Raw genomic sequence first — 16,730 nt, forward strand, 5'->3', positions numbered from 1 at the left:
TAGTTTTTAGTTATCGAATTTATACCGCTTTAGCCCACTCAACTATGAGTGGGCTTTTTTATTTTTATGATAAACTGGCCGCCATTGTTATTTTTTAAGCGGTTTTTTTGTGTCTTCTTCTGATTATTCTTTAAGCTTATTGCCTAATTTTCCTATTGCTAAAAAGCAACCTTATGCGCTTACAACTCACGCAAAAACACGCAGTGATGATTATTATTGGATGCGCGATGATGAACGAAAAAGTGCCGAAATACTCGCGCATTTAGCACAAGAAAACGCTTATTGTGATGAGCAATTAGCCGCTATTAAGCCATTACAAAGTGCATTATTTGAAGAGCTTAAAGGCCGTATTGTAAAAGATGATAACACTGTACCGGTAAAAGACGGCCAGTATTGGTATCACTCAGAGGTTCGCGGAGATGATGAATATGCACGCCATTATCGCAGTAGCAGTATGGCAATGGCTAATAAAGTGTTGCTACTTGATGTGAATGAACTTGCTAACGGCTATGAGTTTTATGAGCTAGGGGAAGTGGCGCTGAGCCCCAGTGAGCAATTAATGGCATACTCTGAGGATACCGACGGCAGACGTATTTACACTGTTCGCTTTAAAGATTTAAACAACGATAAAATGCTCGACGATGTACTTGAAAATACCGAGGGGCAGGTTGTTTGGGCGAACGACAATAAAACCGTATTTTATGTAAAAAAGGATTTAAAAACCTTATTGGGTTATCAAGTTTTTAGACATGAGCTAGGGAGTGAGCAAGACCAAGATGTGTTGGTATATGAAGAGCAAGACAGTAGCTTTTTTATGGGGTTGGGTAAAAGTCGTGATGAAAGCTTAATTATTATCGATTTAGCAAGCACAGAAACTAACGACATGTGGATACTTGATGCCAATCAACCCCATGGCGAATTTACTGCTTTAATGCCGCGTGAAGAGGGCCATGAATTTGATATTGATAAGCTCGGTGATACTTTTTATATAGTGACTAACTGGCAGGCTAAAAACTTTAGATTAATGACCGCGACAAGCAATACCATTGCTGATAAAAACCAGTGGCAAACACATACCCCTCATCGTGAAACTGTATTATTAGAAGGCGTTGAACTATTTAACGACTTTTTAGTGCTTAGCGAGCGCGAACAAGGCCAAGCACGCTTTGTTGTGGTTAATCAAAACGCCGAGCGAATGAACCTTGAGTTTGATGATCCTTGTTATTACGCTGCTATTGCCATGAACCCAGAGCCAAATGTAGCTCATGCACGCATTTACTATTCGAGCTTAACGACTCCCGGCTCGCTTTATAATGTTGATTTAACTACCGGTGAAAAAACCTTACTTAAACAACAAAAAGTACTTGGTGATTTTAACGCAGGAGACTATCAGTCAGAGCGACTCATGGTCAGCGCTCGTGATGGGATAAAAGTACCGGTGTCGTTGGTTTATCGTAAAGATAGTTTTAAACAAGATGGTTCAAATCCGTTATTTCAATATGGCTATGGCGCGTATGGGATCACCATAGATCCAAGCTTTTCAAGTACATCACTGAGTTTACTCGACCGTGGTTTTGTTTATGCAATTGCGCATGTGCGTGGTAGTGAAATGCTAGGGCGTTCATGGTACGAACATGGTAAAAAACAGCATAAACAAAATAGCTTTAATGACTTTATAGATGTAACCAAAGCGCTCACTGAGCAAGGGTACGGCAACAAAAGTAAAGTGTTTGCCTCTGGTGGCAGTGCTGGGGGGTTATTAATGGGAGCTGTGGTAAATCAAGCGCCTGAACTTTACTGTGGAGTGGGCTGCCATGTGCCATTTTTAGATGTGCTCACCACCATGTTAGATGAAAGCATTCCGCTTACAACAAATGAGTATGATGAATGGGGTAACCCAAACGACCCCTATTTTTACGAGATTATTGAAGCGTATTCACCGTACGACAATATTAGTGCGCAACACTACCCCAATATATTGGTGACGACCGGCTTGCACGACTCACAAGTACAGTATTGGGAACCAATGAAATGGGTGGCTAAAATGCGTGAATATAAAACCGATGATAATATTTTAGTGTTTAAAACCGACATGGATGCAGGGCATGGTGGGGCATCGGGTCGCTTTAAGAGCTTAGAAGAAAAAGCGCTAGAAATGGCCTTTTTTATCGCTTTGTCATAGCCAGTATATGATTATCACAAAAAAGCCTCAGTCATAACTGAGGCTTTCTATTTTTTAAAATAACTTAATCTAGGTAGGCTTTTAACATCCACACTAGTTTTTCTTGCTCTTTAATGTAGTCACTCATTAATGACGCGGTACCTTCATCATCAGCTTCAGCGGCTTGTGCAAGAATATCGCGCTGCATTTTAATTAAGCTGCTGTATCCGGCAAGTAAGTTCTCTACTGCGGTTACTCCATCGCTGATCCCTTTTGCTTCTTTAATTTCACTTACTTCTAAGTAATCTGAAAACGCATGTAGCGGTGCACCATCAAGCGTTAAAATACGTTCTGCGATTTCATCTACTTTTAATAGTAGTAAGTTATAAATTTCTTCAAACTTTAAATGTAATTCAAAAAAGTTTCGGCCTTTAATATTCCAGTGAAAACCGCGCGCATTCATATATTGAATTTGATAGCTGCTTAAAAGCGTATTCAGTGACTTAATAATATCTTCACTTTTTGTACTGTTTAAACCAATTGCATTTACTTGCGACATACCTTGCTCCTTAAATAACCGTTTTTATGAATTTTCACATATTGCTCAGTAAAATAAGTATTGCTCATAATCGTCTATGGATAAAATCGTTTATACATATTGATGCCATAGCTAAAAGCTATCAGCGTATCTGTGGTTTTATAAATAAGTTAACTAACGCTGTTCAATAGATATGGGTTGTGTTTATAAAAATACTACCTTGAGCAGCGAAATTGTTTATTTTGTGAGTACAAAATATGATCTAAAACAAGCTTTTGAAAGGCTCAGCACAGACTTATTTTATTTATTGATTTAGGTCAAAAAACGCGCACAAGTAAAGCGCATAATCAATATAACCCAACTTGATAGAGAGTACTTTATTAAGTTAAGGGGCTACTTGATTAGATGCGGAGAGAAATAATGGAAGCTAAAACACGTAAAGAGAATAAAGCTGAACTCATCGTTATTGGTATTGCTTTGGTCGCGTTTGTTGTTGGATTAGTTGCGCACTTAGCGGGTGCGAGTTTTGCAAACTCTGATACCTTTGGTTATATCGCTGCACCCATGCCGCTGGTGTTAGGTATTATATTTTTGATCAGCTATAAAGTGGCCGCTGCAGCTGAGGACTAAATGTCCTCGTTCAAGCGCTCAAGAATATAATTAACGACTTGGCGAGAGTAAATCATACTGGTATGGCTTAAATGAAACACCTTGTGTTCAGCCATACCTTTGAGCTTGGTTTCATCTAGTAATACGGTGCCATCAGAGCGGCTGCCTTTTACAATGAGTGGCATTAAGCCAATCGGTAAGTCGCCGGCAATGCTATATAGCTTGGCTTTAAAAGGCCAATCACCATTTTTTGAGAGTAAAAATTCAACACTATTTTTTAATAATAGCTCAAACCCTTTTTGTTGCATTTTCTCAGCAATATGACTGCCAGTATGTGGCGTACCTAAGGTGATCACCTTTTCAACATGGTGACTTGGCGCTGAGTTTGCTTCTAAGTAGGCGCGGGCAACTAAGCCTCCCATGGAGTGGCAGACTAAAGCAGAAGGCTCATTGCTAATAAACTCATCTATTTGCGTAAAAATAGCATCTCGATTAGGGTCTCGAGTATTGTAGGTTAAGTTTAAAACTTTAACCCCCGACTCTTCTAGACGCGAACATAACGGGCGCATAACCAAGCCAGACATATACAAGCCATGTAAAACAATAACGCGTTTAACTTTCATACGCCCCCAAATACCAATTTTATTAAAAACATGATCATTCTAGCGTATTAAATAATCCGCTACCTGCGTTAAAAATTATTTATATAGAGCAACTATATGTCATCATTTTCGCCTTGTTATCGACTTATTTCTTTGTCGCTATAATAGATAACTAATTTAATGCAATTGGTATAACCTATTCTAATTACATTAATTGCTGAGGTTTTATCTCAATGTTAGTGGTGTCGGTATTAACCCAAACTTCACCATCTTGAATGGTAATAGCCAATTTAATATTACGATCAACCAACGCAGCTAATAACTGAGTAGCAGCATAATCAAGGCTAAAAATGCTTAAGTTTTTAAACTCGTACAATTTAGGCTGATGCTTTTGCCACCAAATAGCTTGGTTATTCTCGCCATAGGTATATAAAACTACTTTTTTAGCTTTATTACAGGCTTTTTTGAGGCGTTTTTCATCAGGTAGCCCCAGCTCAATCCACAGCTCTATCTCTTCGCTGTAATTGACATGCCAAAGCTCCGGCTCATCATCAGCACATAAACCTTTAGTAAACTCTAATCCATCACAGCTATTAAGTGCAAACGCTAGTAAGCGGATCATCAAGCGCTGCTCAGTTTCTGAAGGGTGTTGTGCCAAGGTTAAATTAAAGTCTTGGTATACGTGACGGTCCATATCGCTAAGCGATAGTTGCGCTTTAATAATGGTAGATTTGAGAGCCATGATATCTAATCTGAAAAAATTTGCGCCAGTATAGCGCAATTAAATGAATTGCCAGTTAAAATAGCTACAAATTATATGTTAGGAGTTAAAAATGGCTATCCAGTGGTTCCCTGGGCACATGAATAAAGCCCGAAATGAAATTAAAGAAATAATGCCACAAATGGATGTGATCATTGAAGTGCTAGATGCGCGCATTCCTTACAGTAGCGAAAACCCGATGGTGGCTACCCTGCGTGAAGGTAAGCCGGTCATCAAAATTCTCAATAAAGCCGATTTAGCTGATCCTAAAATGACGCAAACCTGGAAAGACTATTTTGAGCAAGAAAATGGCGTAAAAGCCATTGCATTTGGTAACGATAAAGCGGCTGAAGTGCATCGTATTAATGAGCTATGTAAAAAGTTAGTGCCGCATAAAGTTGGTGCCGATAAGCAAATTAAAGCCATGATAATGGGGATTCCAAACGTAGGTAAATCTACGCTTATTAATGTGCTTGCTGGGCGTATAGTGGCTAAAACAGGTAACGAGCCTGCAGTAACTAAGGCGCAGCAACGTATTAAGCTTGATGATGGCATTATGCTTTATGATACGCCAGGGATGCTGTGGCCAAAAGTAGAAAACGAAAACTCAGGTTATCGTTTAGGCGCAACCGGTGCGATACGTGATACCGCTATTGAGTACGAAGAAGTAGCAAGTTACACCGCTGAGTATTTATTGCATGCTTATCCTGAGCTTTTAAAAGCACGTTATAAGTTAGATGAGCTACCAGAAAGTGATTGGGAGTTTGTTGAAATGGCGGGTAAAAAACGCGGCTGTATTCGCGGTGGTAACCAAATCGATACGTATAAAATGTCAGAAATTCTAATTAATGAATTACGAGATGGTATTATTGGCCGTATCACCATGGAAACACCTACCATGCGTGAAGAGGAAGAAATAATGGTGGCTGGATTGCGCGCTGCTGCAGAGGCTAAAAAGCAAGCCAAAGAAGAAGAGAAAAAACAACGCCGAGCACGTGCACGAAAAAACCGCCGTTAATTTTTAAAGCGTAGGTAAAGCCTTACGCATTAAATTACAGACATAAAAAAAGCCCGTAAGGGCTTTTTTAGTTTCATATCTACCGTCACCGATATGAGCAATGTAGCAAGTAAATGAGTAGGGCGGAAACAGGTCATAAACAGCAAGGGGCGTTGTGGTTTATAACAGGTTTCCATAGCTGTTAACGTGCGCCACACGTTTGTTTCAGGGTCGAGAAACACATGAATTTTCCGTCACAAGAAGCAATGTACCGCCTTCTTGTTGATAGTGATTATCAGTTAGATTTGAGTGGCTGTCAACACCTTAATGCAAATAATTCTCATTAACTTCAGGTTGGTTTTATATTAAATTACAGGCATAAAAAAAGCCCGTAAGGGCTTTTTTAGTTTCATATCAACCGTCACCGATATGAGCAATGTAGCAAGTAAGTAATAGACGATTATCTGCAATCAATATCAAGGGGCGTTGTGATTAATAACAGATAATCTTGGCTTTAACGTGAGCCACACGTTGTTTCAGGGTCGAGAAACAAATGAACTTTACCGTCACAAAAAGCAATGTACTTCCTTCTTGTTGAGATTGATTATCAGTTAGATCTAAATAACTGTCAATACCCAAATGCAAATAATTCTTATTTTAATTTTTTGTTCATTTATAGCACTAAAGTAAGGGCTGATTTTTGCTGCATTTCTCCTTATGCTAAGTTAAGTATTATAAAAATAATAACAAGAACAAAAATATGTTTTCTATTTGGTTTATTAGCCTTATTGCCGTGGTGTACCTAGGAGTATTATTTGCAGTTGCGGGGTGGGCAGATAGGCGAAAGGTGCTGCCATTTAAAGGCATGATTTATGGTCTGTCATTAGGTGTATATTGTACCTCATGGGCTTTTTATGGCACAACTGCGCAAGCCGCAAGTAATGGTTGGTGGTTAGCACCAACTTATGCCGGCACTATTATATTATTTATTTTTGGCTGGCAATTGTATTGCCGTATTGCACATATTTGTCGACAACAAAAACTCACGTCATTGGCTGATTTTATTGCTACGCGATATGGGCAGTCGTCAAGTCTGTCAGGGCTGATCTCACTTATTTCAGTAATAGCGATTGTGCCGTATATTTCTCTTCAGCTAAGTGCAACTGCGCAGAGCATCAACTTAGTCACCGACCGAGCCCCTACTCAAAGTAACCAAGTGTGGGCTGATAGTACGTTTTATATCACTTTATTACTGGCTTTATTTGCGATTTTATTTGGTGCCCGAAGGCTTAAACCTAGCGAGCATAACCCTGGACTAATCGCCAGTATTGCCTTTGAATCAATAGTAAAGTTACTGGCTTTTATTGGGGTGGGTTTATATGTCTGTTTTGTTTTATTTGATAGCCCAGTTGCACTCTACGAGCAAGCACTAGCGCTAAATATACCTAATCAAGTTGCGGCAACTCAAAGCCCTGTTTATGTATATGTTGCGCATACTTTTTTAGGGATACTGGCAACGCTATGTTTACCACGCCAGTTTCATATGAGCTTTATTGAAAATAACAATAATAATGAACTGGCTACCGCTCGGTGGTTATTTCCGCTTTATTTATTGGCCATTAATTTATTTATATTACCCATTGCTTATGCGGGGCTGGTTTACTTTAACGGCAATAGTGTAGGTCAAGATACCTTTGTATTAGCGTTGCCAATGGCGGCAGACAATAGCGGGGTAACCTTACTTGCCTTTTTAGGTGGCTTTTCGGCGGCTACCAGTATGGTAATCGTCTCGTCAATTGTGTTGTCGGTGATGATCACTAACGATTTTATCAATCAGTTTATCTTACGTCGTTCACAGTTAACTTCAAGTAGCCGAGGGCTAGATAAAAATCACTTGCTGCATGCGCGTAAAATAGTGATTGTGCTGATATTGTTACTTAGCTATTTCACTCATAGAGTGCTTGCAGAAACTACCACGCTAGCCAGTGTTGGGCTAATGTCGTTTACCTTGGTGGCACAATTTGCTCCTGCGATGATCATTGGTTTGTGGTGGCGACACGCATCGTGTCGTGGTGCACAGTTTGGGATTTTAAGCGGCTTTGTTATTTGGGGGTACACTCTATTACTACCGAACTTGGCTAGTGGCTTAGGCAGCCAAAGCAGTTGGTTAGTTGAAGGGCCGTGGAATATTAAGTGGTTGGCTCCAACTGATTTATTTTCATTGGGTTTAGAAAGTATAAGCCAATCATTACTATTGTCGTTAGGGGTTAATACACTAGTGTATTTGCTTGTACCACTATTTAGCCGTGCAACGCTTGCTGAGCGTCTGCAAAGCAATAAGTTTATTTCACAATTAAACGACTCGCGATTAAACACTGCATTACAGCCACTCAATTATGAAGACCTAGGTGCATTATTACAGCGTTTTGCTGAAAAAGACGCGAGCCACTCTTTAGTGCAGCAGTATTTCCCACATGAAAAAAGCCAATGGAAGCGGATTGCTAATGTTGAGCTTGAGTTATTAGTTGAGCGTGAAATGTCAGCGGTTATTGGTGGCGCATCAGCACGGCTAATTTTAGATGTAGCGAAAAATGAGCAGCGTCAGCCTTTAGAACAAGTCGCCGAGTTTGTAGATGAAGCTAGCCAAGTACTTAAATTTAATCGTGATTTGCTGCAATCTACCATTGAAAATATTCAGCAAGGCATTAGCGTAGTTGATAGGGAACTTCGTTTGGTAGCCTGGAATCAAGGTTATAAGCAGATGTTTAATTATCCTGAAAGTGCTTTGTATATAGGCCGACCTGTTGCCGATATTATTCGCTTTAACGCTGAGCGAGGCTTATTTCGTGGTGAGGATATTAATACTGAAGTTGATAAGCGTTTAGCGTATTTAAAGCAAGGTAGTGCTTATAAATATCAGCGTGCTCACAACGATGGGCGAGTATTTGAAATGCAAGGTAACCCTTTACCTGGCGGTGGATTTGTAACGACCTATACCGACATAAGTGAATTTGTAAAACAACAAAAAGCGCTAACACAAGCTAATTTAAGTCTTGAAGAACAAGTGGCTACGCGAACTGCGGCATTAACACAGGCTAACCAAGCGCTTTCTAAAGCTAAGCAAGTAGCAGAGCAAGCAACAGTAAGTAAAACGCGTTTTTTTGCCGCAGCGAGTCACGATTTATTGCAGCCATTTAATGCAGCAAGTTTGTTTTGCTCGCTGATGAACGAAAAAGCTCAAGATACTGAGCTTAAAGAGCTAGCCATGAATATTAAAAATTCATTAGGCAGTGCGGAAGAGTTACTTTCAAGTATTTTGGAATTAACTAAGCTCGATTCGGGCTCGTTTAAAGTACAGCTAACGGAATTTAATGTGAGTAGTTTAATAGAGCCATTGCGTAATGATTATTTAGCTCTTGCTCAAGAAAAAGGCCTCAGCTTTGTTGTTGAGTCGTGTGAAGCGCGAATTTACACAGATAAAGCATTACTTAAGCGTGTACTAAGAAACTTACTAAGTAATGCGATTCGCTACACTGAGCACGGTGAAGTACGCTTAAGAGTCTTACTTGATGAACGCCATGTGTCGTTTGTGATTGAAGACACAGGCATAGGTATTGCCACTAGTGATCAGCAGAGTATTTATCAGGAATTTAAACAATTGGGTGAAAAACCCAATGCTGAAGGACTTGGTTTAGGGTTGTCGATCACCAAACGAATTTGTGACTTACTCGGGATCCCGTTAGTAATGGGGTCGCAACTTAATCAAGGCACCCAATTTACTTTAACCATGCCATGCAAACCTAGTTTAAAAACACCAGCCACTGCGCATGTACCTGCCAATTCAGAAACTGAATTGGGTCGTTTATGTATTTGGCTTGTGGATAACGATCGTAATGTACTTGAAGCGCTGAAACAGTTGCTAGAAAACTGGGGCTGTGAAATTGCCACGGCCACTAACTTAATTGAACTTGAGCAACTCAAAGCAGAAAATACACTACCACAGCTACTTATTGTTGATTATCAGTTGGATGACGGTGTAACGGGTCTTGAGGTGATTGAACAAGCAGGATTAATGACGCTGCCTGCCATTGTTAATACTGCAAACCACGATGAGCAAATACGCGAGCGCGTACTCGATGCAGGTTATCCTTTATTGTACAAACCACTTAAAGCACCGGCATTAAAAAGAATGATAAAACGACTGACTTAGAGACGTACACTATATTAGCTCGCCTCTAACTTACCAACTTGAGATAGCTGATTAAACAAAATGCCTGCTTGGGTACGGTTATACACATTCAGCTTTCGCAAAATGGCCGATACATGTTGTTTTATGGTGGTTTCTTGAATCGACATTTCAAAGGCAATTTGTTTGTTCAAAAGCCCGTCGGCTATCATTGCGAGTACACGGTATTGCTGTGGAGTGAGTTTTTCTAGGTTGCGGGCAAAATTGCTCTGTTCGTCATTAACAACCACATCAGTTAAGTCAATATCTGTTGGCAACCAAGAGTCTCCATTGAGTACATGTTCAATGGCTTCACTGATCACATCAAGGGATGATGACTTTGGAATATAGCCTGCAGCACCTAAGCTCATGGCTTGTTTTATGATAGTGGGGGTTTCGTTAGCCGATACCATAATAATTAATATATCAGGGTATTGATTTCTTAGTTGTGAGAGCGCTTGTAAACCATTGGCGCCAGGAATTGTTAAATCTAAAAATATCAGCTCTATCTCGGGGTGTGATTTTAATAAGCTAAATAACCCGTCGATATCGCTGGTTTCTTTTATATATTGTTCTGGTACGGAAGTCGCTGCCGCTTGACGTAGCGCACTTCTGAATAAAGGATGGTCATCAGCAATTATGGTATTCACAGCACAAGCCATTTCAAATAGTCTCCAATGCATTAAGTTATATGTGATTTTGTGATGTGAAACAAGGTTTGTCTGTGGGGATAAACAGGCAAACCCTAGGGTCTGTTCACCTTTCAAGATTGAATTTGCAGCAGTCTGTTTGATATTTAGGCAAGGTAGAGCCTATGTCATGTGGTTATTCCACATAAATAGGCGATAACGCAGCATCAATGCCAAACAGGCGCTGCCCTTCGGGTTCTTCCGAGGGGCGATTTACTCTTTGTTGCTCGGTTTTTACTTAGCCCACTAGGTTGCAAACCTCGCGCCGCGATTAAAACAGCCCCTAGTTTGAACAAATTTCAATCCGCAAAGGTCAACAGGCCCTAATGATATTAAATTTTAAAAACGATAGCCCACAGTGAGTGATATTGTGCGAGGGTCGCCGTAGTAACCAATCAAGGTATTGTCTCCACCAAGACCCGGCGTGTATTTGCTGGTATCAGTTGGATCTGACGGGTCAGGAGCCACGAACTGATAACCACCAATCATGTATTCTTCATCGGTTAGGTTTTTACCATAAATACCCGCAGTCCAATGGCCATCTGCGCTGTACCAAGTAACACCAATATTTAATAATCCGTAGGCGTCTTGTGTTAAGAGGCTATCTTCTTCGAACAGTGCGTAATCACCACGATGGTAATAATTACCATTCATAACAAAGTCGCCCATATCTGTGTATAAACGGTACGTTGCACCTAAATTAAAGGTCAGATCAGGAGTATTCGAGACGCTAAAACGGTCTGACTTATCAAATGTTTCACCGGTATCAGGATTGGTATCAATTACATTTTCAAAACTACTGTCGATGTAACCTATTGACGCGTCGAAAGTTAGTGCATCGCTTGCAACATAGCTAAGTTCTAATTCAACGCCATCAGACTTAGACTCGCCAATATTACCTAAGCGCTGGTTTAAATCTGCGGCGCTGTCACCAGGTAATACCGAAATATACTGACGATCCTTGTGATCAAGTGTGAATACGGTTAAGTTTGCGCGTAAATTATCATTCCATTCGCTTTTCATGCCTAACTCAATTGAGTCAACTACTTCGGGTCTTGCTGCTGGTTCTGCTGTTGTAGCTCGTGGATTAAATGTCCCTGACTTAAACCCTTGCGAGTAACTAGCAAAAAACATAATGTCGTTATTGTATTGGTATTCCACACCTGCACGAGGTGTAAAGCGTGACCAATCTTCGCTGTCATCGAGTACGGTAGGCACTAATTGGCCTTCAGGGCGTACATAGCCTGGGATCCAACCTGATTCAGGATAAACAACGTCAAAAATAAGACCATTATTTACAATCGCTTCTTTGCTGTCTTTGGTATAGCGTGCGCCTAGGGTCATTGACCATTTTTCATCAAAGTCATAGCTTCCTTGTATATAAGCTGCTTTGCTGGTGGAGTTGCTACAACCGCTTACTTCACGGGTAAGCCCAGGGGCACCTAAACTTTGACCAAGCACACCTAGTACAGCCTCAAACTGGCCACACGATTCACCATCATAGTAATATAAGCCCGATACTAATTTGTAGTCATCGCCACTGTGATTTAGCTGCAACTCATGCGTGGTTTGTTCATCGTCATAAATGGCTGGAACATCAAAAATAGGTAAAGAGGTATTATCAAAGTCGATATTGGTTGGTGAATAGCTTTCTCTTGTTGCTGCAACGTATTTAATGCTGGTGTTTGCGCTCATATCCCAGCGAGCAGTTAAGCTCATACCTTCAAGTTCTACTTTGTTCCATGTTGGTAAACTAGTATAAGAGTCATACACGCTATCTGGCACAGGCGCATTAGTTAATATGCTTGGAAGTAAGCGATATCCGCCTTTCGCGTTAGAGTCATCATCGGTTTTATCCCACGCTAAACGAAAGAATAAGTCATCGGTTGGGGTGTACTCTAGCGTAACCCGTGCAGCGGTAACATCTTTGTTGTAGTTTTCGCGATCTTGGTTATCAAGCGCAGACGTTAAAAATTCACCATAGCCATCACGGTTCAATGTGGCAAAACCAAAACCAACATAGAGTTTTTCGTCAATAAGTGGGAGCTGCCCAGTAACTTTTAAATCTTTTTGGCTGTAGCTGCCTACGGTGCCTTGAATATTTAGCGTTGCATCTCCGCTCATTTCTTTGGTGACATACTTTACTGCACCACCAATAGTGTTTTTGCCATATAGCGTACCTTGCGGGCCACGTAATACTTCAATTTGTTGCACATCAAGTAAGTCGAGCACGGCACCTTGCGGGCGGGCGATGTATACATCATCAATGTAAATACCTACACCGGGTTCATAACCCCAGAGAGGGTCTTGCTGACCTACACCGCGAATAAACGCAGTGATAGTAGAGTTAGTGCCTCGGCTTGATTGTAGTGTGGTGTTGGGCGAAAACTGCTGTACCTCGGTCATCACACTAATGCCATTTTCTGCTAATTCTTGTGCGCCAATTGAGGTTACGGCAACCGGAACTTCTTGTAAGTTTTCAACGGTTTTGCGAGCGGTTACTTCTATTCGCTCTAACTCTGCTTTTTTTACTGTAGAGGCTTGTTCAGCTGCCACACTTGTTGTGCTTAATAAGGCCAGTGAAACAGCGAGTGTAACGGGTGTGATATTTTGTTTGAGCTTTATCATTGGTGTGTTCCTGTTGTTATTAGTTGATTATTTGTTTGCTCATGTCACCTGCACTTAATGTAGAAGATAGTGTTAAAAAATGAATTAGTACCATAGTGCTATATGTTTTTAACACCTTGACTTATCTTGCTTTTAAGCCAAATTTAAAGCATGTAGTACCTTAGTGTTATGTCTTTATTTTCGCTGAGCGATAAAACTAACAGCAGTTACTGCGATGTCACCTCATCTGGGTAATAACAATAATTATAGGAATGTCTATGCTGAGCATGATAGGGCTGTTAGGCGGTTTAATACTGCTAATAATTTTAACGTTGCGTGGGGTCAATTTATTTATTGCCGCGCCAATATGTGCATTGTTGGTAGCACTAACTAGTGGGATGGCTATATTCCCGGTGACTGCCGATAGTAATTTTATTAACGCGTATATGGATGGCTTTGCTGGATTTTTAAGCGCATGGTTTTTTATGTTTTTGCTGGGCTCGTTGTTCGGTAAATTTATGGAAGATACAGGCGCAGCAGACAGTGTAGCCAGTTACATTGTTGGCAAATTAGGTATGAAGCATGCGGTGCTCGCGGTGGTGATTGCTTGTGCCGTACTGACTTATGGCGGAGTCAGCGTATTCATTGTGGCGTTTTCGGTTTACCCGATGGCGCTCAGTTTATTTAAAGACGCTGATTTGCCACGGCGCTTTATACCTGCAACGTTAGCGTTTGGTTCAGTGACGTTTACTATGACCTCTGCGGGATCGCCTGAAATTCAAAATTGGATACCCGTAAAGCATTTAGGTACCTCACCTTATGCCGCGTGGGAAGTAAGCTTAGTGGTGGCTATTTTTATGGCGACAGTAGGTTACTTTTGGCTAAATAAAATGATTAAAAAGGCGGTTGCCAAAGGTGAGCGCTTTGCTGCTAGAGACGATGATCCGGTTATTTTAGAGCGTAAGCGGCCGCACCCAATCACCGGGGTTATTCCTTTGCTGGTGGTGCTACTTCTATCATTTATATTACATGATGTTTTACAGCAAACTGCGCTGATTGTGGCGCTGCTTGGTGGTGTTTTGAGTATTGTGGTCATTAATTATAAGTATTTCCATAACATGGCCAATGCAATCAATATGGGTACCACTGGTGCCTTAGTGGCGATAGGTAACACTGCAGCTGTAGTTGGGTTTGGCGCTGTGGCTAAAGTATCACCGGCTTTTATTGCTGCTGTTGATGCTATGACTCATATGCCAGGTAATGAGCTGGTGGGGGCTGCTGTTGCAGTGAGCGTCATAGCTGGGTTAACGGGGTCAGCATCCGGCGGGCAAGCGATTGCACTACCGCTTGTGGCTCCTGGATATTTGGATATGGGAGTTAATCCAGAGCAATTACACAGAGTGGTTGCTATTAGTTCTGGTGCATTAGATAGCCTGCCACATAATGGCTACGTTGTCACAACCATCAGGGCCATTTGTAAAGAAACACATCAACGCGCTTATTGGCCATTAGCTGCATTGACCGTGGTTATCCCATTGGTTGGGGTGGCTCTTGCACTAAGCTTATTCATCACTTTTTAAGGAATTGCAATGAGAATAATATTAATAATAGGGTTGCTGTTTTTATTTAGTAGTACCGTGTTTGGCGCTGATAAAGCAGAGCCATTACTAGTAGAAAAGCAACATTTTAGCACTGAAAACTTCACAACGGTTTCAGGTACAACGTTGCCACAGGTTGATATTGGCTGGGAAAGTTATGGTGAGCTTAACGAAGCCAAAGATAATGTGATTTTGATCACTCATTATTTTTCTGGAACCTCTCATGCTGCAGGTAAATATTCAGCCGACGACGCCGCAGCAGGGTACTGGGATGCGTTAATTGGCTCAGGAAAAGCCATAGATACTAACAAGTATTTTGTGATCAGCTCTGACACCTTAGTCAATGCCAACTGGCATGATGAAAATGTCATCACCACAGGCCCAGCGTCAACTAATCCCAAAACAGGTAAACCATATGGTTTAGATTTTCCTGTGGTTACGATTACTGACTTTGTGAATGTGCAAAAGCGTTTACTCGAAAGTCTAGGTATCACTAAGTTACATGCCGTGATGGGCGCATCAATGGGGTCGTTTCAAGCTCTTGAGTGGGCAACGCGTTACCCAGATAAAGTAGAGCGATTAATTCATGTGATTGGCGCTGCAAAAATGGATGCATGGACAGTCGCTGCCCTTGAAAAGTGGGCATTGCCAATTCGGTTAGATAAAAACTGGCAGCAAGGTAATTACTACGACAAGGAACGCCCATTAGATGGACTTGCCGCCACCATGCTTAATATTACCCAAGATGCCATGCACCCGATTATTTATAACGCTAGCTTCCCTGACTTTAACGTACTTGATGAAGGCGCGTTAAAAGACATTCGTACCTTGCCAAAATTGAGCCAAACACTGGCGCAAAGAGCCATGGCAAGAGCAAAAGCCCAAGATGCAAATCACGTATTGTATTTGGTACGGGCATCACAACTGTTTACTGCCGGTATGGAGCAAGACTTAAGTACAGCACTTAAAAAGATCAGCGCTAAAACATTGTTATTACCTGCCACCAATGACCTACTTCTACGCCCTGAAAATATGCGAACCGTGTATGAGTCAATGAAGTCGCTGGGGAAAGACGTTCAGTTTTCTGAAATTGAAGGCGGTTGGGGACATTTGGATGGCATTTTTTCAATCTTGCCTAAAGCGCAGCTTATCAGTGAGTTTTTAGAGGAATAGCAGTATGAGTCAAAACGTTTTAATCACCGGTGCAGCTAGTGGAATAGGGTTTTATATTGCTGAGCAGTTAGCTCTTGCTGGGCATACTATTATTGTTACCGATCTTAATGAGCAACAGGCTCAACAAGCAGCGCAAAAAATAGTTAATCAGGGTGGTAACGCTCATGGTTACGCACTTAACGTTGCTGATAGCCAAGCGATTGAGGACTTTTTTAGCACCTTTACGCAACCTATCGATGTATTAATTAATAATGCAGGAATACAGCATGTGGCAAAACTTGAAGACTTTCCTGCAGATAAGTGGCTGCTTTTACAGCAAGTGATGTTGGTTGGCCCGGCAATGATGAGTAAAGCAGTTTTGCCACGTATGCGGGCTCAAAACTTTGGTCGAATCATAAATATTGGTTCTATTCATGCGATGGTCGCCTCTAAATATAAGTCGGCTTATATCGCTGCAAAACATGGCTTAATCGGCTTTACTAAAACTATGGCACTCGAAACAGGGGGTGCCAATATTACTATTAACACTGTTTGCCCTGCCTATGTGAAAACGCCTTTGGTAGAACAGCAGATTGCCGCACAAGCAAAAGAACATGGTATTTCTGAGCAACAAGTGATCGACACGATTATGCTAGCACCCATGCCGAAAAAAGCATTTATCGGCTTAGACGAGATCCTGCATACCGTTAGTTTTTTAATGGCAGATGCCGCACGAAATATTACCGCTCAAGCGATCGCCATTGATGGCGGCTGGACAGCACAATAGGGGTT

12 protein-coding genes are annotated in these 16,730 nt (G+C 41.2%); 7 read left to right on the forward strand and 5 right to left on the reverse strand.

Annotated features, from left to right (window positions below; all coding sequences use genetic code 11):
- The first annotated feature begins 109 nt into the window (after positions 1 to 109).
- A complete protein-coding gene (locus MTF66_RS25205; protein ID WP_138623512.1) occupies positions 110 to 2,182 on the forward strand; it encodes a S9 family peptidase in 2,073 nt (690 codons plus the stop codon).
- A gap of 64 nt (positions 2,183 to 2,246) precedes the next feature.
- On the opposite strand, the gene MTF66_RS25210 is transcribed toward MTF66_RS25205, so the two are convergent.
- Complete coding sequence (locus MTF66_RS25210) at positions 2,247 to 2,720, reverse strand: Dps family protein (protein ID WP_008112861.1); 474 nt, start codon at positions 2,718 to 2,720, stop codon at positions 2,247 to 2,249.
- 399 nt (positions 2,721 to 3,119) lie between these two features.
- On the opposite strand from MTF66_RS25210, the gene MTF66_RS25215 reads away from it, so the two are divergent.
- Positions 3,120 to 3,329 carry a hypothetical protein gene (locus MTF66_RS25215; RefSeq protein ID WP_008112863.1) on the forward strand — a complete coding sequence of 70 codons (210 nt, stop codon included), beginning with the start codon at positions 3,120 to 3,122 and terminating at the stop codon, positions 3,327 to 3,329.
- Here the strand turns inward: MTF66_RS25215 and MTF66_RS25220 are convergent.
- Entirely contained in the window at positions 3,326 to 3,931 is a 606-nt protein-coding gene (locus tag MTF66_RS25220; RefSeq protein ID WP_010392243.1) for an alpha/beta hydrolase, read from the reverse strand. The two genes, MTF66_RS25215 and MTF66_RS25220, sit on opposite strands and share 4 nt — an antisense overlap.
- Before the next feature lie 184 nt (positions 3,932 to 4,115).
- Positions 4,116 to 4,652 carry a YaeQ family protein gene (locus MTF66_RS25225; RefSeq protein WP_008112865.1) on the reverse strand — a complete coding sequence of 179 codons (537 nt, stop codon included), beginning with the start codon at positions 4,650 to 4,652 and terminating at the stop codon, positions 4,116 to 4,118.
- A gap of 91 nt (positions 4,653 to 4,743) precedes the next feature.
- On the opposite strand from MTF66_RS25225, the gene ylqF reads away from it, so the two are divergent.
- Entirely contained in the window at positions 4,744 to 5,688 is a 945-nt protein-coding gene (ylqF, locus tag MTF66_RS25230) for a ribosome biogenesis GTPase YlqF (RefSeq protein ID WP_010392245.1), read from the forward strand.
- 739 nt (positions 5,689 to 6,427) lie between these two features.
- Positions 6,428 to 9,877, forward strand: a complete 3,450-nt coding sequence (locus MTF66_RS25235; protein ID WP_054202697.1) for a PAS domain-containing hybrid sensor histidine kinase/response regulator — start codon at positions 6,428 to 6,430, stop codon at positions 9,875 to 9,877.
- Between the two features lie 14 nt (positions 9,878 to 9,891).
- Here MTF66_RS25235 and MTF66_RS25240 read toward each other — a convergent pair whose 3' ends face one another.
- Both MTF66_RS25240 and MTF66_RS25245 read right to left on the reverse strand, forming a co-directional pair.
- The gene (locus MTF66_RS25240) at positions 9,892 to 10,554 is read right to left on the reverse strand and encodes a response regulator transcription factor (RefSeq protein WP_010392247.1); all 663 of its coding nucleotides are present in this window, start codon (positions 10,552 to 10,554) and stop codon (positions 9,892 to 9,894) included.
- Between the two features lie 366 nt (positions 10,555 to 10,920).
- On the reverse strand, positions 10,921 to 13,209 hold the full coding sequence (locus MTF66_RS25245) for a TonB-dependent receptor (protein WP_138623605.1): 2,289 nt from the start codon (positions 13,207 to 13,209) through the stop codon (positions 10,921 to 10,923).
- 257 nt (positions 13,210 to 13,466) lie between these two features.
- On the opposite strand from MTF66_RS25245, the gene MTF66_RS25250 reads away from it, so the two are divergent.
- The 3 genes from MTF66_RS25250 to MTF66_RS25260 are packed head-to-tail and all read left to right on the forward strand — an operon-like array spanning position 13,467 to position 16,725.
- The gene (locus MTF66_RS25250; RefSeq protein WP_010392249.1) at positions 13,467 to 14,768 is read left to right on the forward strand and encodes a GntP family permease; all 1,302 of its coding nucleotides are present in this window, start codon (positions 13,467 to 13,469) and stop codon (positions 14,766 to 14,768) included.
- Positions 14,769 to 14,777: 9 nt separating this feature from the next.
- Positions 14,778 to 15,959 (forward strand): homoserine O-acetyltransferase, encoded by a 1,182-nt coding sequence (locus MTF66_RS25255; RefSeq protein WP_138623607.1) that lies wholly within the window; start codon positions 14,778 to 14,780, stop codon positions 15,957 to 15,959.
- A gap of 4 nt (positions 15,960 to 15,963) precedes the next feature.
- Positions 15,964 to 16,725, forward strand: a complete 762-nt coding sequence (locus MTF66_RS25260) for a 3-hydroxybutyrate dehydrogenase (RefSeq protein WP_138623609.1) — start codon at positions 15,964 to 15,966, stop codon at positions 16,723 to 16,725.
- Positions 16,726 to 16,730 lie beyond the last annotated feature (5 nt).

The sequence above is a fragment of the Pseudoalteromonas sp. 2CM39R genome (genome assembly GCF_023161845.1).